The sequence below is a fragment of the Dermabacter sp. Marseille-Q3180 genome, from assembly GCF_940792985.1.
GTDB classification, from domain to species: Bacteria; Actinomycetota; Actinomycetes; order Actinomycetales; family Dermabacteraceae; genus Dermabacter; species Dermabacter vaginalis.
This window is the reverse complement of sequence record NZ_CALNWU010000001.1, coordinates 1,204,662-1,226,623: the sequence shown is the minus strand read 5'-3', so window position 1 is coordinate 1,226,623 and position 21,962 is coordinate 1,204,662. Positions and strand designations below refer to the sequence as shown.

Here is a 21,962-nt window from a genome sequence, read left to right as displayed (position 1 = left end):
AGGTGCCGAATGGTCAATCTTGTTGATGTAAAAGACGTTTCGATCGCTTTCGGTTCGACTCCGGTCTTGAGTCATGCCTCGCTTGCAATCGATGAACACGATTTCATGGGAGTGCAAGGTCCTAACGGTTCGGGTAAGTCCGTGCTGTTCAAACTTATCGTCGGCTTCCTCAAGCCGGATTCGGGTCGCGTCGTCGTCTCACCAAAGCTGAAAAGTGCGGGCGAGGACTTCCCCTCCAAAATTGGCATCATTATCGATCGCCCAGGCTTCATCGGTGGTCTCACGGGGTTCGACAACCTGCGTCGGCTCGCGTCTATTCGCGGGCTCATTGGAGACGAGCACATAGAAGAGGCGCTTCACCGCGTGGGCCTTGCGCCGAACCTACGCCAGTCTGTTCGCCACTATTCTCTCGGCATGAAACAAAAGCTCGCTCTTGCCCAAGCGTTTATGGAAGGGCAACCGCTTCTACTTTTAGACGAGCCTTTCAACGGACTCGATAAGACGAGCGTTCGCGATATTCGTGCGCTTCTCCATGAGCTCCATGAAGAAGGGCGCACGATTGTGATGACCAGCCACAACCAAGAGGACATCGACGAGCTGTGCACAAGCGTGTACGAGCTCGATCGCATGCAGTTTGACCGTGTGCGTCCACCCGCAAGCGCTTCCTAACTGTGCAGCGCCTCGAGCGTGCTGAGCGCGAGCGCCGCTGGCCACGAGAGGGGCGCGACGGCGGCGGGGCTACCGTCGGCAAGGATTTTTTCGCTGATCGCCCCGGCGCTCGTGCGGTGGGCGGCGAGCCATTCGAGGATCTCGAGAGCGCGCTCGCGCTCCCCGAGGCGCGCATAGGCCTGGGCGAACATCGCCGTTTGCGGGGTCCAACTGATGCCGTCGCGTTTCCAGCGCGCGCCCGGAGCGACACCGCCCTCGGGGCGCTGCATCGCCTCGAAAGCCTCGTCGATGTGGCCGGCAATCGCTGGGTTGCGCTCGGCAAACCCCTGCGTTTGGTACGGCGGCAGGAGCATGAGCAGCCCCGCGTCGAAACCTCCGCCGTGCGCGTACCGCTGGAAGGCGCCGGAGCCGAAAGTTTCCAGGAGGGCGCGCTCGGTTTCCCGGGCACGTCTCTCGAGCATTTCCGTTCCGACGCCTGCCTCGCCCTCAAGGAAGCCCAGCTTTGAAAGTTGCGCCGCGCTCTCGAGCGCGCTGAGCGTCATGGCCGCCGTTGCGAGGGTGAGGCGCCGCTCGGGTACCTCCCAATAGTCGGGACTCGGCTTCGGAAGTCTGCTCTGGGTGCTCGTGGCGTCGACGGCGGCGCGGGCGGAGCGCGCGAGTGCTCGTTTAAGAGTTGGGCTCAAGGAAGCGGGGGAGGCGTCGGAGGCCAACACCCCAAGCCTGGCGAGCGATGCCGCCGCCCAGAGGAACCAGCCGATTCCATCGAACTGCGGCGAGCGGGCATCGGGCGCGCGTGCAGTGCCGGGGCGGTAGCGAGCCTCGAATGTGCCGTCAGGGCGCTGAATGCGCGCGAGGTGTTCGAGAAGGCCCAGCGCCCAGTCGTCGAAGCCGCGCTCGGCGAGGGCCACGATCACGTGGGCCGTATCGCGCGGCCACGTGTAACGCCAGTTCGGGCTGAGTGCCGCGATGGGGGAGGGAAGCGCCCACGTGAGGGTGAAAATATCGAGGAGCGCCGAGCGGTCGAGGCTCGTGAGCGCGGGAGTGGGCGCGGGTCGTGAAGCTTTCTCGAGGAATGCTTGCGTGATCGCGGTGAGGGTCTCGGCGCCGTGTGCGGTGCTCAGGGTGCGCGTGCCCGCAATGAGCGGGGGTGAATCAGGCTGAACGAACGTGCGCTTCACGCCCGCGATGCTCCCGGCGTGCAGAACGGACGCTGCGCCATGCGCCTCCACCTCACGCGCGAGTGAATCCGGCACGGATGAGAAGGCAACGCCAAGGGAAAAGAGGTCCTCGTGCGCGTCGTGCGGGAAGAGGCCCGCGATGCTGTCGCGCTCCACAGACAGGGCCGAGGCGCCGAGCGCGGCGAGAAGGCCGCCGCCGAGAAGAGCGCGACGCCGCATGGCTTTCCTCCTTCTTCCGCTGCGATGTGTGGCTCGAGCTTAACAAGCTGTTCGCGCAACGCGTGAGTGCGCTCGTGCGCGACCGTGAGGTCCGCTGCATCACTCGCGGGACCTTAGAGCGCTCCCTCTCTCGCCTGCCCGTGAAAACGAGTCGCATTGAGAAGTGCGGCGATATCAATGTTTTCGGCGTTCGGGATTGGCGCGGGCACCCCGAGTTTCGGCATATCAGGAGGACTCAGTAACATCCTCACTTACATGAGTGACATTCTCACTTACATAAGTGACTGCTTCAGTGATGTACAGTGAGGGCATGACTGACAGTGACTGGCGTGAAGAAGTCGAACGAGCGCGACGCCTAGGAACCGACGATGCGCGCGTTGAGATCAAGGCCTCTTCCCGGAAACTGCCTAAAACAGTGTGGGAAACCGTATCAGCGTTCGCCAACGGTGAAGGTGGTCTCATCATTCTCGGGCTAGATGAGCAAAAGAGGTTTGAAGCTGCACCGGGTTTCGATGCCAAACGCGTGCGTGACGAATTCCTCTCGGGGGTCGACAAACGGCATGGATCTGTCCACGCGAAGGTCTCTCCGGTGCCAAGTTGCGATGTGGATATCGACGAGATCGACGGGGCGCCCATCGTGCGAATACGCGTCGAACCGCTCAATGCGAGTCTCGGAGAAATCGGACCGTGCTATGTCACTGCGCAAGGAATCGGGCGCGGTAGTTACATACGTCTCGGCGACGCCGACAGGCATCTCACCGCATACGAGGTGTACACGATGCAAAATTCGCACCGGCGCGACTACACGGATCGTGAACCAGTCGAGGCAACGAACGCCGACTCATTGGACTCCGTTAGCGTTCGCCGCACGCTTGATCGAGTACGTTCGAGCCGCTCCAACGCACTTGCCGGTGTCCGTGAGGACGATGTGACTGAGGCGCTAACGAGACTGAACGTGCTTGATAACGAGGGGCGTGCGACTCTTGCGGGCTACCTCGCGCTGGGGCAATACCCTCAGCAGCGATTCCCTCAACTCACGATTGATGTGACGGCCCACCCCCGGAGCAATAAGTCGGCTTCCTCAGCAGTCAGATTCCTGGATCGCCAGGTGTGCGACGGCCCAATCCCTGTGGCGATTCGCGATGCTGTGCACGCGGTCATGCGGAATCTCATCACCGCGCGGACTGTGAATGGGGTGCGAGGTGAAGACGTCCCAGAGATTCCCGAGGAAGTGGTTCGCGAGGCTATCACTAACGCCGTGACGCATCGTGACTACTCCGCTTTCGTTCTTGGGCAGCAGGTGTCGGTCGATATATATCCCGATCGAATTGATATCTCGAATCCCGGCGGTTTTTGGGGGGATCGCTCCAAAGAAAATGTGGGAGAAGGGCGTTCCGATTCACGAAACGCTGCTCTTTCTCGACTGCTCACAGACGTGCCGCTGCCGGATTCCTCGGACACCGTTGGAGAGAATCAAGGGTCGGGAGTACCTCGCATGATCAATGCGATGCGGGAGAGTGGACTCCCCGAGCCGGACTACAGCGCTTCCACCACCGCTCGCGTGACGGTGTCGCTCGCGAGACACGTACGTGAGTCCGAGGAGCTTAGACAGTGCGAAGGTCTCCCGTTGAAAGGTGTTAAAGGCGAGGTCTTTCGCGCACTTGACCTGCGAGATGCGCGCTCAATTCGTGAACTCGAAGACATGACAGGGCGACCAGCGGCCTCGCTCAGGCCGGCGCTACGAACGCTCGTTGATGAGGGGTTAGTTAAGGCGACTGCTCCGCCGCAAAGCAGAAACAGAAAGTATCTGCGCCTCAACGACTGACGGTCACGCTTGTGCGGTGAAGTGTTGCAAGAGTGTCACTGAAGTCATGAGTGATGTTGTGCGGGAGGGGTTGGAAGGCCGCGAGACTTCCATAAACTTGACCAAGTGACAGACGATTCTCAGAGGAAAACCGACACCAGCGCACTCGAACTTGCGCGGCTTGCCGATGAGCGCGCCGCCGAAAGCCTCGCGACCGAGGAGCCGCGGCCGCTAACGGAAGAAATTCCGCAGGTCGCTTTCGCCAACCCCACCGACAACGTCTCGCACGTGACCGGCCCGATCGAGCAGGTCGAGGAAGTCGCGACCGAGACGGCCGCGCTCCGCCTCCACCTGGGGCGCACAGAAAAGGTCACCTTCGGTTTCACGTTTGCGATGGCCTTGCTCGCGATGCTCGGCCCGTTCTCGATCGACATGATCTTCCCGGGTTTCCCAGCGATGAGGGGCGACTTCCACACCGACGCGGCCGCGATGCAGCAGGTGACGAGCCTGTATCTCATCTCCTTCGCGTGCATGAGCATGTTCCACGGCCCGCTCTCCGATGCCATCGGGCGCAAGCGCGTCATGAGCATTTCGCTCATCGTTTTCTCGATCGGCTCGCTCGGTGCGGCGCTCGCCGTCAATCTCCCAATGCTGTTTGCCTTCCGCGTGCTCCAGGGGCTCAGTGCGGGCGGGGCGACGATCGTCTCTCGCGTCGTGATTCGCGACCTCTACGGAGGCGGCAAAGCGCAAAAGCTCATGAGTCAGGTCATGATGATCTTCGCCCTCGCGCCCGCGGCGGCGCCGATCTTCGGCGGCTGGATCCTCCTGCTCGGGCCGTGGCGCTGGATCTTCGGGGCGATGCTCCTTTACGCGCTCGTCACGCTCGTGATCATGCTTATTGTCATCCCCGAGACGCTCCTTCCCGAGAAGCGCCAGCCCTTCAACGCGAAGGGCATCCTCACATCGCTCGGGCGCGTGCTGCGCTCGCCGGTCATCTGGCGCCTCTCGCTCGCTCTTGGCCTTGCAAGCCAGGCAGACTTCATCTTTATTTCGGCAGCCCCGATCATTGTTCCCGACGTGATGCACCTCGGCGAACAGGACTACTGGGTGCTGTTCATCCCGATCATCGCGGGCATGATCCTCGGCAATTACCTCGTGGGGCGCCTCGCCTTCGTCATGAGCCGTTCGCGCCTCATCACGATCGCCTTCATCACCGCGGTTCTCGGAGGGGTGCTCTCGGTGCTCATTCCCATGCTCACCCCCGAACTCACCTCGCAGTTCGGCGTGTGGCACCTTCTGGTCATGATTGGCCCGGGCCTTCTTGGCATGGGGGCGGCGCTCATGATGGCGCCCGTGCAGCTCGAGGTTCTCGACATGTTCCCCGAGGAGCGCGGCGCAGCGACGAGCTTCGCGACGTTCGTGAACCTCATCGTCGCCGCGATCGCCTCCGGCGTCATGGTGCCGATGCTCGGCGCCGATCTAGTGAAGCTCGGTATCGGCGGGCTCGCTCTTTCGGCCGGCGGTGCCGTCTTCTGGTTCGCGCACGTGCTCATCGCCCGCCGCGCGCAGGCCTAGTTGTACTGACCGGGGACGTTGGTCAATCGCGAGAACGGCGGCTGGTTGCCGCAGGCGGTGTGTGGCCGGTGATGGTTGTAGTAGTGCAGCCAGCCGTCGAGCTCGCCCCGGCGTTCGGCCTCTGAGGTGTAGCAGCGGGCATAGGCCCAGCCGTCGGCCAAGGTGCGGTGGAAGCGTTCGATCTTCCCGTTGGTCTGCGGACGATACGGACGGGTGCGCTTGTGCGTGATCCCGAGTTCGGTGCAGGTGTCTCGCCACAGGTGGGACCGGTGGCGCCGCCATTGTCGGACAGGACTCGCTCGACGCTCACACCGCGGGCGTTGACCCACTCGACAGCCCTCACTAGGACCGCGGTGGCGGCGATGGCGGTTTCGTAGTCGTGGATCCCGGCGTAGGCGACACGGGAATGGTCGTCAATGACGGTATGGACGTAGGTCTTGCCCATCAACGGGTCCCGGTACTTGTTCTTCTGCTTGTCCGGGGTGACGTGGAGTGAGTGCTGCATTGGCATGAGTCATGGCGGCATTCCCTTCGGTCGCAGCGACCATCCCGAAGGGTGCTTTTCAGTGGCTCTGGGTGTAGTGGCGCAGCGCTTGGGCGGCGAAGCCGGCGGCTTCTGCACCACCGAAAGCGGGATGGAAGTCTGGGTTGGTGGCGTAGAGGTTGGCCATGCCAGTGAGCATGGCGCGGGTCTTGTCCAGGTCGCCAGCATGCCCGGGCGTCCCGGGGATCTGGGCGAACCAGGCGGCATGGGCGGCTGCGTGCTGTTGGGCCCGGTCGCTTAATGGGGAGATACCCGACTGGTGGAGTTCGCCCCACCGCGCCAGGAGCTGTTCGGCGTCGGCCTGGAACTGACGTTGCTGGGTGAGGTTCTTGCTATGCCACCACCGGTTGGACTGCTCGAAGACCACGCGTCCCCATCGTTGGGTCACCTCGGCCTCATAGCGGTCGTTGAAGCCTTCGAGTACCATGTCCATCCGCGGTTGGCGTCCCTCGCGTCGCATCGTCACGGTGTGCTCGACGGACGCGATACGACGTTCCAGCGCTTCCCGCTCGTGCTCGAGGTGTACCAGGTGCGCCTCGAGGGCGGTGATCTCCTCGTCTGGGTTCGCGTCGCTTGCCAGCGCTTCGCCGATCGCACCCAGGGCCAGGCCGGCTTCACGCAGGAGCAGGATGCGTTGCAGGCGTGCCACGGCGACAGGTCCGTAGTAGCGATAGCCGTTCGCGCCGATCCGGTCCGGGACGAGCAGGCCGATCTGGTGATAGTAACGCAATGTCCTGGCGCTGATGCCGGCGCGGTCAGCGAGTTCTTGAACGGTCCACTCCACCATCTCGGCCTCTCTCGTCAGCGGGCTGGCATTGTCAGACCCAACTGTGGCAGTGCCACGGCCAGGATCTCGGAGGCGGGCGTGGCCACGGCCCTGGCGGGTGACTGTCCGGTGACCTCCCGATAGGCGGATACGAAGCGTGCCCCGGCAGCGTAACCGGCCCCGGTGGGCAGCCCGACCGGTGTTGCGCCGAACAGGCAAGCGCTCGGATCGCCCAACACCCAAGCCGCGAAATCCTGCATGCCAGTCACGTCCAGGCCTTCGGTGACGCGGCGCAGCACCTCGTCACTGGTACGGGTCTGGTCGCTGACGAAGTGCGTGAATCCCTGCTCGCCCACGAGGTCGGCGGCGAACAGGTCCGCGAGACCCTCAGCCACTACGTGCTCGCCAACCGTGACCGTCTGCGGGTTCCACACCACGCCTCCGGGCGAGTACCGCACATTGTGGTGGAGCTCGTGCAGGGCGATGCCCTCCAACCGCGCCAGAACCTCGTCGGTGGGCCAGATCGTGATGGCGATGTACCCGCTGATCCCACTGAAGGCCGACAGGCCGCGGATCTCATCCATGAAGTGCTTGTTGGTGGGATCCCCGAGCACGAGCAACACCGTCAGGTCAGGCATCGTCACAGTCGGATCGGCAGCGTTCAGCTCCCGCAGCCCCGTTTCGAGCGCTCGCTCGACACGGCCCCAAACATCGGCGCGTTCCAAAGCGTCGACCGCGCCGAGGATCTTGTCTGCCGCTACGGAGGGTCCGAAACCGAAGTTCTGGCTGTGAACCGCGGCCAGATCAGGTCCACCGGGAATGAAGGAGTACATTCCCGCCATCGGCTCCCACAGCCTGCGAGCTGCGTCCTTCCACTGCTCCGGAGAACTGCTCACCATCTCCCGCATCCCAGCGGCACTGTCAATCATCGTCACTGTCATGCCCACGACGCTAAACATTGACGCTGCGTCAAGGTCAAGCTCCTGACCGCCGATCAACGTTTCCGGTCAGTACACTTAGTACACCTAGTCCACGAGACTGGCGGCGTGCTCGCGCAGATATTCGCGCAGGTACGGCAGCGCAAAATCAACGCGACCACGCCCAGCTTCGACGATCATTTCGGCATCGATAAGACGCCTGCGGTAGTTGCTGACGTAGGAGTCTGAGCGACCGAACCGTGCCTTGAGATCGGCGATTTCCGTAGGGCCGTCGTCTCGAGCCATAAAGATGAGAAACGAGCGATCAACATCGGAAAGGTCTGCCAACGCCGGCTCGTGAACGAGTTGGCCGAGTTTTCGTCGGGCCTTCTCTGCCCCTCGTTCGGCAGCTTCTCGCGTGATACTCCTCCCCTGAGCTTCGCGAAACGCCCACTGCCCGACGAGCTGGATCATAAAGGGGTAGCCCTGGCACGAGTTGACCGCGGTCTGGAGTGCTTCTTCCGTCCAGGTGATCTCTGCTTCGGCTAGCGGACTCTCGAGCGCCAGGCGCACGTCATCGTCCGATACCCGGTCGAGTTCAATTCTTTCGGCACGGCGCAAGAACGTGATGGGGTTTGGACCTTCACTCTCGCTCGTTCGGCTGGAGAGCAACGGTTTGATCGCCGAGGGGGTCCCGGCCATCGCGACAGCGATGTCTTTTCCCTCGCGCACAAGGTGCTGAACGGTCGCACCGAACTCGATCAGTTCATCGGTGCGTTGGTGGTGCATTTCGTCGAGGGTAATGAGCACGCCGCTCGCGGGCTGTCCCGCAGAGCGATCGAGATCGGCCTTGTACGCGAGGTAGTCATCGAGGGCATTGCGCAAGGAATACGACGTTTCCGAGATTGAGGAGGAGTCCCAGGTGACAGAGCCGCCAACGCCGAAGATAGAGAGCCCTAGGCCCTTGAGTTGCGAGCGCTGACGTGCCAAACGGCGAATGATCTCGCTGCGGATGCGCTCCACAAAGCCCTGTGTTGCCGTCTCACTTATGACGAACCACCCGCGCTCCTGGGCTGTGTCCTCGAATGCGTTGAGAAGCACGGTCTTCCCGATGCCCCTTGGACCCACAATGAGCGAGATGCGTTCGTGAGCTCCGGGACCGTCATCGAGCGCGAAGGCAAAGTTCTGTACCGCTTCGTTGCGACCGACAAGAAGCGGGGGAGTAGCGCCGAGGGTTGCGCGGAAGGGGTTGCGTGCACCGGTCATACCTCAAGAGTAGGCCGCGGCGCCTATGAAGATCTATGAGTTTTATGAATTGCTTTGAAATTTATGAAATTTATGAAAAGTAGGGCCGGGGTGGCGGCCACAGAGCATCAGTAGGCGAAGCCCGCGAACGCGCCGCTGATCTCCTCGCGACTCGCGCCGGCGGCGAGCAGAACCTGGAGCAACAGCCGTGCCTTGTGCGCGCTCAACATGCCGGCCATGCACGCGCCCGAATTGATGAGATCCACTTCCGCACCCGGGTAGGAGTAGTGGTAGGTCGACGTGCCGCCCTCGGGGATTCGCGTCGCGACAACGATCTGGATGCCGCGCTCGCGGGCTTCGCGCACGAGCGGCATAACAGCCTCGGGCACGTGCCCCATCCCCACGCCATTGATCACGATCCCCGCCGGTGGCTCAGGCTGATGCACGAGCGCCCCGAGCGCCTCGCCGCGATCAAAAAGGCCCGTCCCAATGAGAGGCACGGAGGGAAGCTCGGCGGGCACGGTGGGCATCACGCAGTCCGACGCTTCCAGCGCATACATCGCGCGGATCCCCTCCTCGCTCACGAGCGCAAGGGGACCTGAAGGCTCCGAATCGAACGCGTCGATGCTTCGAGAGCTGACCTTCGTGACGCGATCGGCGGCGTGCACGAGCGCATCGAAAACCGCGAGAACGCCGAGGCCGCGCGCCTGCTCGCTCGCGGCGGTAACGATCGCGTCGTGAAGGTTCGCGGGCCCATCCGCGCCGGGGGCATTCGCGGGGCGCATCGCGCCTGTGACAACAAGGGGCGTATCGAGGTTCCAATAGCGATTGAGCAAGAACGCCGTCTCTTCGAGAGTGTCGGTGCCGTGAGTGAGCACGATGCCGCGAAAGCCGGCGTCGGACCCTTCCCGTGCCACCCGCAGAACCTCCCGCACGTGCGCGAACGTGACCGAGGGCGAACCCACGTTCGCGATTTCCCGAAACTCCAACTCGATGCCGGGGATGGGGAACATGCTCGCATCTGGCTGTGCCGCGGGTGAGGCGTGCCCACCCGGCTGGTTTTGGCTCATGGCGATCGTGCCGCCGAGGCCGAGAACAAGAATGCGGGTGGTCGCGGTCATGGGTGCTCCTATGCGTGCCGGTGCGCGTGAGATCAGTGTAGAACCGAGCCGGCCGGTGACTCTCCGTGAACGGTGATGTAGCGGTGTTAGCCTCACCGGAGCTTGCGAAATGTGGTTCAACGGCGAACCGAGCACACCCGACGAAGGAAGTGGTTATGTCCTCATCCGCCCGCTCCGCACTCAATCCCAGCTCGCGTGCCGCACACCTCGAGAAGCTTGCCGCGACGAGCGCCAACAACCCCCTCGATATCTTCATCGTTGGTGGCGGCGTTAACGGTGCCGGTGCCGCCTTTGATGCGGCAACCCGCGGCCTCAGCGTTGGCATCGTCGAGATGAACGACTGGGCAAGCGGCACGAGCTCGCGCTCGTCGAAGCTCATGCACGGCGGCCTCCGCTACCTGCAAATGCTCGATTTCACGCTCGTTGCCGAGGCCCTTCGCGAGCGCGATCTGCTCATCTCAAAGACCGCCCCGCACCTCGTGAAGCCCATCAGCTTCATGTTCCCCATGAAGAACTTCTTTGAGCGCGGGTTCATTGGCTCGGGCATTGCCCTCTACGACGCGATGCAGATCGGCCACCGCGAGGTCCCGATCCACAAGCACGTCTTTTCCAAGGGCCTCGCGAAGGATTTCGCGGGACTCGACCCCGAAAAGAATTCGGGCGCGATCGAGTTCTACGATTCGCGCATGGACGACGCGCGCTTCGTCGCGATGCTCGTGCGCTCCGCCGTAAACCTCGGCGCCGCCGCCGCGAACTACACGAAGGTTACGCGCTACCTCAAAGACGGTGGTCGCGTCGTGGGCGCTGCCATCACGGACCTCGAGACCGGCAACGAATACGAGGTGCACGCGCGCGAGGTCATTCTTGCTGGTGGCGTGTGGACCGGTGAAGAACAGGATCGCGCCGGCGCCGATTCAGGGCTTCAGGTGCTCGCCTCGAAAGGCATCCACATCACGGTTCCGCGCGAGGCGATTGAAGCGAAGGACAATACGGGCATCATCACGCAAACCGAGAAATCGGTGCTGTTCATCATCCCGTGGGACGAATACTGGCTGATCGGCACGACCGACACCCCGTGGAAAGAGGACGTCTCGGTGCCCACCGCGACAAGCAGCGACATCGACTACGTACTCGAAAAGGCCAACGACGTGCTTCGCCGCCCGCTCACGCGCGAGGACGTCATCGGCGTCTACGCCGGCTTGCGCCCCCTTCTTCAGCCCGTGAAAAAGTCCGACGGTGCCTCGACGAAGGTGTCGCGCGAACACACGGTGATGGAGGTCGCACCGGGCCTGAGCGCGATCGCCGGTGGCAAGTACACGACCTACCGCGTCATGGCCGAGGACGTCGTCGACTTCGCCCTCCGCGGGACCCCCGATGCCCCGAAGACCAAAACTCGCGACATCCCCGTCATCGGTGGTGCCGGCTACGAGGAGATGCGGGTGCGTGCAACCGCGCTCGCGGGGAAGTACGGAATCGACGAGGTGCGCCTCGAGCGCCTCCTCTTCCGTTACGGCTCGCTACTCGAGGAACTGTTTGCCCTCATGGACGAGAACCCCGAGCTCGCGACACCGCTCACGGACGTCCCTCGCTACCTTCGCGCCGAAATTGTGTACGCCGCCCGGAGCGAGGGCGTGCTTCACCTCGCCGACGCCCTCATGCGCCGCACGCGCCTCGACTACGAGACGCGTGATCGCGGCGTGAGCGCTGCTCGCGAGGTCGCGGAGATCCTCGCGGACGAACTCGGCTGGGACGAGGCGCGGCGCGAGGCCGAGATCGAGGCGTACTCGGCGTTTATCGCCGCCCGCCTCGAGGCAGAGCACACGACGAGCGATGCCGAAGCCGCTGCCCTCCTCGAGAACGTTCGCGAAATTCCCGCACGCTAACCATCGCGCGCGAAAGCGCACCCACGATTAAGCGCGGGCAGCGGTGCCCGCGGGAGCCGAAAGGACCGCTCATGCCAGAGACCTCAGACCAGAAATACATTCTCGCCATCGACCAGGGCACAACGAGCTCGCGCGCGATGGTGTTCGACCACGACGGCCATGCGGTGTCGCAGGCCCAACTCGAGCACAAGCAAATCTTCCCGCGCTCAGGGTGGGTCGAGCATGATCCGATGGAAATCTGGAGCAACACCCGTGAGGTCATCGCGCTCGCACTGAACAGGGCTGAAGTGAACCGGGATGACCTGGCAGCCGTCGGCATTACCAACCAGCGCGAGACCGCGGTCGTGTGGGATAAAAACACCGGCAAGCCCGTGTATAACGCGATCGTGTGGCAAGACACGCGCACGGCGCGAATCGTGCACGAGCTCGCGGGCGAGGAGGGCGTGAACCGGTTCAAAGAGGTCACCGGCCTGCCGCTCACGACGTATTTCGCGGGCCCGAAGGTCAAGTGGATCCTCGACCACGTCGAGGGCGCGCGCGAGAAGGCCGAGGCGGGCGATCTGCTCTTCGGCACGATCGACACGTGGCTTTTGTGGCACATGACGGGCGGAACGAAGGGCGGCGCTCACGTCACCGACGTCACGAATGCCTCGCGAACCCTCCTCATGAACGTGCACACGCTCGAATGGGACGAGGATATTGCGCGCGAGATGGGAATCCCCATGTCGATGCTCCCCGAGATCCGCTCGTCGTCCGAGGTATACGGGAAGGGCCGCAAGCGTGGCCTCCTCACGAACGTGCCGATCGCGGGCATCCTCGGCGACCAGCAGGCGGCCACGTTCGGCCAGGCATGTTTTGAGAAGGGCACCGCGAAGAACACGTACGGCACGGGTAACTTCCTCCTCATGAATACGGGGACCGAGGCGCTCTCTTCAGAGAACGGCCTGCTCACGACCGTGCTCTACAAGCTCGGCGACGCCGATCCCGTCTACGCACTCGAGGGTTCGGTTGCCGTCACGGGCTCGCTCGTGCAGTGGATCCGCGACAGCATCGGCCTGATCTCGAGCGCGAAAGAGGTCGAAGAACTCGCGACAAAGGTCGACGATTCGGGTGGCTGCTTCGTCGTGCCCGCGTTCTCGGGTCTGTTCGCTCCTTACTGGAAGGACGATGCTCGCGGGGCGATCGTGGGCCTCACCCGCTACGTGAACAAGCACCACATTGCGCGTGCCGTTCTCGAGGCCACGGCCTACCAGAGCGCCGAGCTGATCGACGCCATGAATGAGGATTCAACGGTGCCGCTCAAGGAGCTTCGCGTCGATGGGGGCATGACCGTGAACGAGACCCTCATGCAGTTCCAGGCCGATATTCTCGGCGTGGACGTGATTCGCCCGAAGATTATCGAGACGACAGCGCTCGGGGCCGCGTATGCCGCCGGTCTCGCCGTGGGCTTTTGGGATTCGACCGATGACCTCGAGAAATATTGGGAAGAGGACGTCCGTTGGAGCCCGTCGATGGACGACAAGACGCGCGAGCGGAGCATGCGCCTGTGGCGCAAGGCCGTGGAGCGCACCTTCGACTGGGTCGATGACGACGTCGAGGACGCCTTCGACCACGAAGGCTAATCGTTCTCGGGCGCGACGCGTGAAAGAAGAACGAGGGCCTCGTTGTGGGTGCTGTGCGGGAACATGTCGATGAGACGTGCGCGTGCGATGCGGTAGTTCGGCATGCGCGCGAGATCCGCGGCGAGCGTTTCCGGGTTGCAGCTCGAATACGCGATGGTGTGAACCCCCGAGCCGTTGAGGAAGGTCGCGAGTGCCTCGCCGATGCCGCGCCTCGGCGGGTTCACGACGACCGCTTCGGGCAGGTTCGGCTGATGCCTTGCCCACTCGGTTGCGTCGGCGGTCTCGAAGCGCACGCGAACGTGAGCTTCGGGGGCGGTGTGGGGTCCGACGGCGCCCGCGAAACCCTGCCGCTTCGCCGAACCTTGTGCGCTTTCGATCGCCTCATCCGTGATTTCGATGCCCGTAATGTCCATGTGCGCGCCGCGGGCGCGTGCTTCGTGGGCGATGCCGAGGGCGAAGCCGCCCACGCCGCAGTAGAGGTCCCATGCGGTGCGGGCGTCCGCGTCGAGAATCCAGCGTGCGACCTGGGCGTAGAGTTCGCTCGCGACGGCGGTGTTCGTTTGCGTGAAGGAGCGGGGGAGCACGTCAACGTCGATATTGCCAAGTGGGAGGCGTAGACGATCGGCCCCCGCGAGGTGAATCTCTTCAGGTCCCTCGATGAGGGCCTCGTGCTCGGGATGGATGTTGGCGCTCACAACGCTCACGCGAGGATCAAGGAGCGTGAGGTGTTCGCGGAGCCTTTCGAGTGCGGAAGTGCTGCGCAGGACGAGGCGCACCATGGCTTCCGTTGGTGTTGCGGTGACGAGCACGTATTTGATCTCGCCGCGACGTTTGTCGAGATTGTAGGGCGGCACCTGGGCGCGGCGAATGAGCGCGCGGGCACTTTCAAGAACCTCGGTGACAAGCGTGGGGTACAGCGGGCAATCGGCGAGGTCAACGCCCTCGTGTGAACCTGGAAAGGAGAAGACTGGGGCCGCCGCCGTGCCACGCACCATCATCTTCGCCTTCGTGCGAAACCCCCACGGTGCGCTCACGAGCGGCTCGTCCCACACGGTGGAAGGCGTCGCCACATCGGCGAGGAGTTCTGTGAGCTGTGCATGCGCCTCGCGAACCTGGACATCGTGCGGGGTGCGCATGAGGCTGCACGATTCGCATTGCCCGGCAGAAAAGTACTCGCAGATCCCGCTATCGGGGGTGATCCGAGGGTGCGGTCGTGTGGCCATGAACTAGCCGATGACGTCGAGCTGGGCGTTGTCCTTACAAATGCTCGTCACGGAATACATGGCGCCACCGAGTTCGAATTGATCCCCAACCTGGAGCGGACCGAACTGCTGCTTGCCGCCGCCCTGGTTAATCGTGAACGTCGCTTCCGAGGAGCCGCCGTTTTCCTTCCACCCGTTGTACGTGAACGAGCCGTCGAAACCCTCGAGCGCTGGATCAGGGGCACCGTGCAGCGGGATCTTCACCATGCCCTCGTCGCTGCAGGAATCGCCGAGCTCGGCATGATCGAGGCCTCCGGCGGTGATCTCGGGGACCGGTGGCGCGTCCCCGTCGCCCTCGGACTCATTGATCACGACGCTCGGGCCGCCACCGTCGCTCGCCGCGGGGGCACTCGACGTGGAGGGCGAAGCCTCCGGTTCGTTGGAAGAACCGCAGCCCGCGAGAGCAAGGGCAAGGCAGCTGCATGCCGCGAGTGCCCGCAGCGAGGTGGAAACACGCACGAATGTCCTCCTAGGGTGAAATGAGACGAGTACCAGGTTAACCGCCTCGGCTCCGCGCGAGGTGGACGTCTCACCGCGGTACGGTGGTGGACATGGCAGACTCACCGCGAGACACGACCCGCCCGGGTGCACCGAGCCCCGCGACCCTCGCAGGGCGTACGCGCGCAAAGCGAGAAGTACGCGCGGTGGACTACGACGCTGTCCCCGAGCTCGCGCGGCGCAGAGCAGCGGGGGAGGATCTCGCGGATCTTCTCGCCGAAGCCGAACAGAGGTGCGAGGCACAGCGCCACCAGGCCGAGGAGGCGGCACGAGCGCCGCGCGCAAGCGCGGATGAAACGGAGACACTCGAGATCGATCGAGGCTTCAGTGCGCCTCCCGCAGGCGCCGTCGTGACTCTCAACCCCACTGACCCGCGCCCCTTTACGCGCCCGCTGACCGTGCGCGAAGAGGAGGTTCGCACAGTGTCAGGAGCGAGCCTCGCGCGCATCACCCACGACATCATCGTGCTCACCGTTGCTGATCCCGAGGATGCGTGGACGAGCGACAACGGCGCGAGCGACCACTTCCAACGCGGCGACTGGACCGTGCAGGTGAGGCGCTCCGATAATCACATCATCGGCGCGTTTCCCACGGCCTACGCCCTCTCGGTTCGACCCGAGGACGTCGACTCGTTCGATCCTGCGGATTTTGCGGGGCCGAGTAATCGTAAAAAGCAGGGCACGCGCCATCCCGGCGATCGCGCCACGCTCAAACGCCGACTCGAAGAGCACGGTTTCGTGGTCACCACCTCGGGCGCGACTCACGGCAAAATCACCCATCCCGACCTCCCGGGATTGTTCGCCCCGTGGGCCTCGACCCCGAGCGACAGGCGCCACCCGCAACTCGTGACGGCCCAGGTGAAACGGATCTTTGGGATCGATATTCGCGAGGCGCCGTCGGAACCCTGAGTCATCTTTGTACACATTCTGAGATTCGGCTGCGTGTTGCGCGTTACATGCTTATGATCAAGCGCAACCCTTAACTGGGCTGCGCGTCACAGTCGTGGCGCGGGATCGTCACTACCGAAGAGGTGTCGGGTGAGATTCCCAGTACTCAAGCGCGCCGCCGCCGCATGCGTCGCAGCGTTCACAGCGCTCACGCTTACAGCCGCGCCCGTGGCCGCACAGCCGCACGGCAACGAGCCCCCAAAGGACCCGGCGCACGTCGAGTCCAACTCCAGCAAAGACCGGGTCGCCGTTCTCGTGACCCTCAAGAACCAGCCGGGATCGCCCTCCACAAACGGTGAAAACCGCAACCTGCGCGAGCAGATTCGCCTCATCAACACGTGGAGCAAGGCCTATGGCATCGAGGTCGACCGTCAGTTCGGCTTCCTCGTCAACGGCTTCTCGGCAACGATGCCCGCGGCCAACATGGCGAAGCTCCAGGCAGAGCCCGAGGTCGATTCCGTGCGTCGCGAGCGCCAGTACGAGCGCACCGAATACGAGGCGCGCGAAATGGAACAGGTCTCGGCGGCCTTCGACGACTATGGCGTGGACGGCTCCGGGATGGTCGTCGCCGTCATCGACTCGGGCGTCGACCCCACCCACGAAGACATGCGCATCGACGATGGCGTCGATACGAAAATCGACACGGTGAATCCGAACGGCAAGTTCACGAAGAAAATCCCCGAGGGCTACAACTACGCCGACGAAAACTACGAATTCTGGGATACAACGACGAGCCAGCACGGCATGCACGTCGCCGGAATCGTCGCCGCCAACGCCCCCGACGGCAAGAAAGGCGGGCTCGAGGGTGTCGCCCCCAACGCCCAGATTCTCTCGTTGAAGGTCTTCTCCAACGGCGCTAACCCCTACGCCTCCGACTCCGACCTCATCGCCGCAATCGAGGACGCCGTCAAACTTAAGGCCGACGTCATCAACCTCTCCCTCGGATCGACCAACGGCGTCAAGTGGGACTCCGACGGCTCGAACCTCGCCCTCAAGAAGGCTGAAGAGATGGGCGTACTCGCCGTCATCTCCTCGGGCAACGACGGGCTCAACTTTTCCGAAACGGGAGGAACCGACGACGCCCTCGGAAAGCTCGACGACGGCACAGTGGGCACCCCCGGCATCCAGGGCAACGCCCTCACGGTCGCCTCGGTTGACAACAACGTCGTCTCCACACCACGCGGCTTCTACAACGACGGTGAAGACCACCCCTTCGGCTACCAGCTCCAGATCGGCGAAGCGACGAACAAGCCCTACGAGGTCGCCTACCTGGGTCTCGGCAAAAAAGAGGACTACCCGGACGGCACTGATCTAAGCGGCAAGATTGCCCTCATCGAGCGTGGTGAAATCTCCTTCACCGAGAAGTTCCAGCGCGCGATCGACCACGGCGCCGCCGGCGTGCTCGTGTTCAACTCCGAAGAAGGCGGCGAGGCCTTCGCCGGCATGGCCGGTATCGAGGACTTCACGATCATCGGCGGTTCCCTCAAGCACTCGACGGGCGTCGCTATTCGCGATGCGATCGCAAAGGGCGGCGACACGCCCGTGACGATCCGCCTCACAAACGAGATTGGTTCGGAGGCGAATCCCACCGCGGCCCAGGCCTCCACGTTCTCCTCGTGGGGCACGACCCCCAATCTCGAGTTCGAACCCGAGATCGCCGGCATCGGCGGAAGCGTCTACTCGACGCTCAACGACAACAAGTACGGCACGAAGTCCGGAACATCCATGGCGGCCCCGAACATCTCGGGCATGTCCGCACTGCTCCTTGAGAACTACGCCGAACGCTACCCCGACCTCAGTGGCCCAGAGCGGCTTGCCCGTGCCCGCACGGCACTCATGAACACGGCGATCCCCGTGAAGAACGGCGAGCACGTTGCGCCTCCGCGTCAGGTCGGCGCGGGCCTCGCGCAAATGGCGAACGCCCTCGATACGAACGTGTACGCGACCGTCGACGGCGAGCCGGCCGTCGAGCTCAAAGAGGTCAACTCCGTTCGCGAATTCACGGTGACCCTCACGAACCACTCGGGCGAGGCGGTCACCTACGACATCCCCGCGCAGACCGTGCTCAACGAAACGAATGCCAAGGGAGAAGAGACGACGAGCGTGGTCTCCCACGAGAGCTTGCAGGCGTCGGAAAAGTCCGTGACCGTTCCCGCCAACGGCACCGCGAACGTGACCTTCACCCTCAAGCCCGACCTGAGCGCCGGAGACCACTTCATTGAGGGGTACGCGGTGCTCACCTCAAAAAGCGCGCCCACCCTTTCCGTGCCGTACTTCGGGTTCGTGGGCGACTGGAACGCGGAACCCATCGTGGCTGAGCAGGGTCACGGGTGGGACGCGCTCGGCGTGAAGAGTGAGGTCACGGGCCTTTCCACGACCCTCGACCTGTTCGGTAGTCCCTACCCGAGCACGCTGCCCGAGGGCGGCTGGCTCTCACCCAACGGCGACGGCACGCGAGACGAAGCCAGCGCGGCGCTTGCCATGATGCGCAACGCCGCGGATGTGGAATTCAGCGTCCTGACGGAAGACGGCAAGCCGCTCGTCGACCTCGGCGCCACCCACAGTGTTCCCCGCACCATCGCGGGTGACGTGCTCGAAGTCAAGAACAAGCTCGCCCCCGAAGGCTCGACCCTCATCAACGGCGGCACCTTCGACGGCCGCATGTGGGACCCGGCGAAGGGCGAATTCGTGAACGTCCCCGAAGGCCGCTACATCTACCGTGTGAAGTCCAGGCTTTCGGAAGACTTCGACTGGCAGACGGTCGATATGCCCTTCGGCATCGACGTCACGCCACCCGAAGTCAGCGTTGGCGAGCTTGAAAACGGCACCATCACCATCACGATCGACGACAAACTCTCGGGGGCCAACCCGTCCCTGTCCGTCATCGATGCCACGGGGGAGGGCCTCCCGGTCAAGGCCAACGGCGATGGCACCTACACCGTAACGGTCAAGGACGCCGAAGCCTCGAAGTACCTGTGGTTCATTGCTTCCGACAACGCCTACAACAAGGTGGAGTTCCGCAAGGTCCTCGTTGACGGCGACCCGCTCGTGCTTCTCAACACGAAGACCTACAACGATCCCGAATTCGTGTTCGGCAATGCCTCCGACGCATACGTGGACGGAAAGTTCCAGTTGAGCGGAACCGTCTCGAGCCAGGTGGCCAAGGTCGAGGTCGAAGGCAAGAGCTACGACATCACCAACGGTGGCTTCACGGCGCTCGTGGACGTGACCCCCGATGAGGAAAACTCGATCACGGCACGCGCCTTCAACGAGGCCGGCGAAGAGATCGACTCCGAAACCCTCACGTTCTACTACGATGCGCAACCGGCCGAGGTGGATATTTCCGCCTCAAACCTCGATGAGGATGGCCGCATCATCCCGAACGAGGATGGCTCCTTCACGATCAAGGGCACCATCAAGGATCCGGAGCCCTCCAACCCGGTCGCGAAGAAAGGTGGCCTGTGGGCCGGTGTGAACTGGGACTTCGTGGGCGCTGAACCCGATGGTTCGTTCGAGGTGACGACCTCCTCGGTGGAAGAAGAGGAACCGCTCTTCGTGCTCCAGGCAGGCGACAACGCCAACTTCACCTACCTCGTCGTGGAGATCTCGGGGCGCGTGAAAGGCTCCAAAGCCACCCCGACTCCCGAGTTCGAGAACCTCGAGTGCCTCCAGGGATTCGCGCTGTGCCTCGTGTCGCCCGAATCGGGTGACCTCAGTGAAGACGGCTCAACCTACACCCTGCGCGGCAAGGGCGGTCAGCCCGGCTCGACCGTCACCCTCACCCCCGGTGCGCGTGCCGAAGGCGAGCACATCGGTAGCCTCGAGCCCATCACGGCAACCGTCGGCGAGGACGGTACCTTCACCGCGAAGGTTCCCGTTGAAACCGGAGAGAACCACTACGAATACGTCGTGACGAACCCCGAAGGCGAGGTGAAGGGCCGCCAGATCCTCAACATCTGGTTCGACGTCAACGCGCCGACCGTGCGCTTCGACAGCCCGAACCTCGTGAACGGAACCCTCTTCACAAACAAGGACGAGGCAACGTTTGCGGGAACCGCGGAGGATGACGGTTGGGGCTATGGCCTCCGCGTCAACAACCAGCAGGCCGTGGACATCCACGTACCGAACGCGATCGGGCCCGAGGCGAACCGCCGCGAGTTCTCCGAGACAGTTGCGGTGGCGGATGGCGACACGATCCTCGTGACCTTCTCCGATTCGATCGGCAACACGAGGGTCGCCGCGATCCCCGTGATCGTTGACAAGGTCGCGCCCGAGGTGGCGATCGACACCGTTGCCGACGGCGAGCGCATTACCGACGGCCGCACCCTCACCGTGAGCGCTGCGGACCCGCACCTTGCGAGCCTCAACGCACGCTTTGCGGGTGCGACGGCCGACGGCAACCTCACGCGTGAATTCGTGAACGCGAGTGTTCCGCTCGATGCCGAGAAGGTGACCGTCGAAAACGTTCTCGTAGATGTCGATGAGGTTGACGACGGAGAGGATTCTAAGCCGCAAGCGGAGCATGCTGACGGTGTCGAAACACCCGCGGAGGACACGGTCACCCCGGGTGAAGGCGACGATGTGACCGCCGAGGGCACCCTCGCCGTTCCCGAAACGACGCATCTCTCGGGTGAACTCGAGACGTCGAGCTTGCCCGCAGGCCGCTATACCGTGAGCGCGACAAGTGCCGACTTCGCCGGCAATGAGGGTTCTGAAACACGCACCTTCGATGTTGACGCGGAGCCCGTGATCGAGGGCGAGGATGCGCTCTCCCTCACCGTGAACCGGAAGGACCTCGCGGACGATGAGGCGCTTGCTGCGCAGGTCCTTGAGCGGTACTCGGTCACGGATGACGGTGCCGTTCTCCCCGACGGGACCGTCGTAAAGGGCGACACGACGAGCCTCTCGCTTCGCGAGGGCACGATTCTCGCCCCCGGCGAGAACACCGTTGCTCTGGTAGCGACCGATGCTGCCGGACGCCAAGTGGTTCGCAATGTCAAGGTCACGATCGACCTGGAGCAGGTCACGCTGCACGCGGGCGACCTGAGTGCTACGTCGACGTTCCGCAGCGACGATGTGCTGACCGCAGATGTCGCGAGCGAGAGCGGCGTGCACACGATCGCGGTGTCGAACGCGTTCGGCCCGCTCGAGGCGACCTTCACACTGCCTGCTCCTGAGGGGTCGACCGTCGCGCTTGTGCGTGAGGACGGCACCGTGGAACCGATCGGCTCGACCTGGGCCGATGGCACTCTCACGTGGGCAGGCTCGTCGCAAGCGACCTATCGAGTGAGTGAGCCGGCGCGTACCGATGGTGGCGATGACGGCAAGGAGATCATCGCCCCTGCGAAGCCGGGTCCGAAGGGCGGCTCGGGCGATGCCGGTGCACGCCCCGATAAGCCGGGCGATTCCGGTCATGCGGAGGGCTCCGGTGGCAGCAGCGAGGGTGAGGGGCCGACGGCTCCCGGCAGCCAGCGCGGCAAGAATCCAAGTCGCGGCAAGGCGAACGGTGCATCGGGCTTCATGCCCCGCACGGGCACCGAGGTCGCAGGGCTCATGCTCGTTGGCGGTGCCCTCGTCGCTGGTGGCGCGGTGCTCGTGGTGAGTCGTAGGCGCGGCCACAGGTTGTAAGGCCGGTGCCTCTTGGGAGGGCCGCACGGGAGTGGATCCCCGGGCGGCCCTTCTTTTCCCTCCGGCCAGGGCAGCTTTGCCGCT

General features: G+C 63.7%; 14 protein-coding genes and 1 pseudogene. 7 read left to right on the top strand and 8 right to left on the bottom strand.

Features of this window, described 5'->3' with window-relative positions:
• Positions 1-9: 9 nt before the first annotated feature.
• A complete protein-coding gene (locus NBW56_RS05510) occupies positions 10-669 on the top strand; it encodes an ABC transporter ATP-binding protein (protein ID WP_034371140.1) in 660 nt (219 codons plus the stop codon).
• Here NBW56_RS05510 and NBW56_RS05505 read toward each other — a convergent pair.
• Positions 666-2,066: a glycoside hydrolase family 15 protein gene (locus tag NBW56_RS05505; RefSeq protein WP_250258290.1), complete on the bottom strand. Its 1,401-nt coding sequence runs from the start codon at positions 2,064-2,066 to the stop codon at positions 666-668. The genes NBW56_RS05510 and NBW56_RS05505 overlap by 4 nt on opposite strands.
• Before the next feature lie 310 nt (positions 2,067-2,376).
• Here NBW56_RS05505 and NBW56_RS05500 point away from each other — a divergent pair, with 310 nt between their 5' ends.
• Both NBW56_RS05500 and NBW56_RS05495 read left to right on the top strand, forming a co-directional pair.
• Positions 2,377-3,891, top strand: a complete 1,515-nt coding sequence (locus tag NBW56_RS05500) for an ATP-binding protein (RefSeq protein WP_250258289.1) — start codon at positions 2,377-2,379, stop codon at positions 3,889-3,891.
• Positions 3,892-3,996: 105 nt separating this feature from the next.
• Entirely contained in the window at positions 3,997-5,445 is a 1,449-nt protein-coding gene (locus NBW56_RS05495) for a multidrug effflux MFS transporter (protein ID WP_250258288.1), read from the top strand.
• On the opposite strand, the pseudogene NBW56_RS05490 reads toward NBW56_RS05495, so the two are convergent.
• The 5 genes and pseudogenes from NBW56_RS05490 to NBW56_RS05470 form a co-directional block, all read right to left on the bottom strand.
• Positions 5,442-5,929: pseudogene (locus tag NBW56_RS05490) on the bottom strand (integrase core domain-containing protein); the annotation flags it as partial. The gene NBW56_RS05495 and the pseudogene NBW56_RS05490 overlap by 4 nt on opposite strands.
• Positions 5,930-6,008: 79 nt before the next feature.
• On the bottom strand, positions 6,009-6,776 hold the full coding sequence (locus tag NBW56_RS05485) for a MerR family transcriptional regulator (RefSeq protein WP_250258286.1): 768 nt from the start codon (positions 6,774-6,776) through the stop codon (positions 6,009-6,011).
• A 14-nt stretch (positions 6,777-6,790) separates the two neighbouring features.
• Complete coding sequence (locus tag NBW56_RS05480) at positions 6,791-7,696, bottom strand: DUF2268 domain-containing putative Zn-dependent protease (protein WP_250258285.1); 906 nt, start codon at positions 7,694-7,696, stop codon at positions 6,791-6,793.
• 84 nt (positions 7,697-7,780) lie between these two features.
• On the bottom strand, positions 7,781-8,938 hold the full coding sequence (locus NBW56_RS05475; protein WP_250258284.1) for an ATP-binding protein: 1,158 nt from the start codon (positions 8,936-8,938) through the stop codon (positions 7,781-7,783).
• A gap of 107 nt (positions 8,939-9,045) precedes the next feature.
• On the bottom strand, positions 9,046-10,038 hold the full coding sequence (locus NBW56_RS05470; RefSeq protein WP_250258283.1) for an asparaginase: 993 nt from the start codon (positions 10,036-10,038) through the stop codon (positions 9,046-9,048).
• A 155-nt stretch (positions 10,039-10,193) separates the two neighbouring features.
• Between NBW56_RS05470 and NBW56_RS05465 the strand changes: the two genes are divergently transcribed.
• Positions 10,194-11,921: a glycerol-3-phosphate dehydrogenase/oxidase gene (locus NBW56_RS05465; protein WP_250258282.1), complete on the top strand. Its 1,728-nt coding sequence runs from the start codon at positions 10,194-10,196 to the stop codon at positions 11,919-11,921.
• 71 nt (positions 11,922-11,992) lie between these two features.
• Positions 11,993-13,543, top strand: a complete 1,551-nt coding sequence (gene glpK, locus NBW56_RS05460; RefSeq protein ID WP_250258281.1) for a glycerol kinase GlpK — start codon at positions 11,993-11,995, stop codon at positions 13,541-13,543.
• On the opposite strand, the gene NBW56_RS05455 is transcribed toward glpK, so the two are convergent.
• Both NBW56_RS05455 and NBW56_RS05450 read right to left on the bottom strand, forming a co-directional pair.
• On the bottom strand, positions 13,540-14,679 hold the full coding sequence (locus NBW56_RS05455; protein ID WP_250258280.1) for a methyltransferase domain-containing protein: 1,140 nt from the start codon (positions 14,677-14,679) through the stop codon (positions 13,540-13,542). The two genes, glpK and NBW56_RS05455, sit on opposite strands and share 4 nt — an antisense overlap.
• Before the next feature lie 90 nt (positions 14,680-14,769).
• Entirely contained in the window at positions 14,770-15,264 is a 495-nt protein-coding gene (locus tag NBW56_RS05450; protein WP_250258278.1) for a hypothetical protein, read from the bottom strand.
• Between the two features lie 92 nt (positions 15,265-15,356).
• Here NBW56_RS05450 and NBW56_RS05445 point away from each other — a divergent pair, with 92 nt between their 5' ends.
• Positions 15,357-16,211: a hypothetical protein gene (locus NBW56_RS05445; RefSeq protein WP_250258277.1), complete on the top strand. Its 855-nt coding sequence runs from the start codon at positions 15,357-15,359 to the stop codon at positions 16,209-16,211.
• Positions 16,212-16,340: 129 nt separating this feature from the next.
• Positions 16,341-21,878: a S8 family serine peptidase gene (locus NBW56_RS05440; protein ID WP_250258275.1), complete on the top strand. Its 5,538-nt coding sequence runs from the start codon at positions 16,341-16,343 to the stop codon at positions 21,876-21,878.
• Positions 21,879-21,962 lie beyond the last annotated feature (84 nt).

What these genes read in the sequence shown, in the direction of transcription:
- NBW56_RS05510 (WP_034371140.1), top strand. Translation starts at nt 10, where the DNA reads ATGGTCAATCTTGTTGATGTAAAAGACGTTTCGATCGCTTTCGGTTCG.
- NBW56_RS05505 (WP_250258290.1), bottom strand. Translation starts at nt 2,066, where the DNA reads ATGCGGCGTCGCGCTCTTCTCGGCGGCGGCCTTCTCGCCGCGCTCGGC.
- NBW56_RS05500 (WP_250258289.1), top strand. Translation starts at nt 2,377, where the DNA reads ATGACTGACAGTGACTGGCGTGAAGAAGTCGAACGAGCGCGACGCCTA.
- NBW56_RS05485 (WP_250258286.1), bottom strand. Translation starts at nt 6,776, where the DNA reads ATGGTGGAGTGGACCGTTCAAGAACTCGCTGACCGCGCCGGCATCAGC.
- NBW56_RS05480 (WP_250258285.1), bottom strand. Translation starts at nt 7,696, where the DNA reads ATGACAGTGACGATGATTGACAGTGCCGCTGGGATGCGGGAGATGGTG.
- NBW56_RS05475 (WP_250258284.1), bottom strand. Translation starts at nt 8,938, where the DNA reads ATGACCGGTGCACGCAACCCCTTCCGCGCAACCCTCGGCGCTACTCCC.
- NBW56_RS05470 (WP_250258283.1), bottom strand. Translation starts at nt 10,038, where the DNA reads ATGACCGCGACCACCCGCATTCTTGTTCTCGGCCTCGGCGGCACGATC.
- NBW56_RS05465 (WP_250258282.1), top strand. Translation starts at nt 10,194, where the DNA reads ATGTCCTCATCCGCCCGCTCCGCACTCAATCCCAGCTCGCGTGCCGCA.
- glpK (WP_250258281.1), top strand. Translation starts at nt 11,993, where the DNA reads ATGCCAGAGACCTCAGACCAGAAATACATTCTCGCCATCGACCAGGGC.
- NBW56_RS05455 (WP_250258280.1), bottom strand. Translation starts at nt 14,679, where the DNA reads ATGCGCACCCCGCACGATGTCCAGGTTCGCGAGGCGCATGCACAGCTC.
- NBW56_RS05445 (WP_250258277.1), top strand. Translation starts at nt 15,357, where the DNA reads ATGGCAGACTCACCGCGAGACACGACCCGCCCGGGTGCACCGAGCCCC.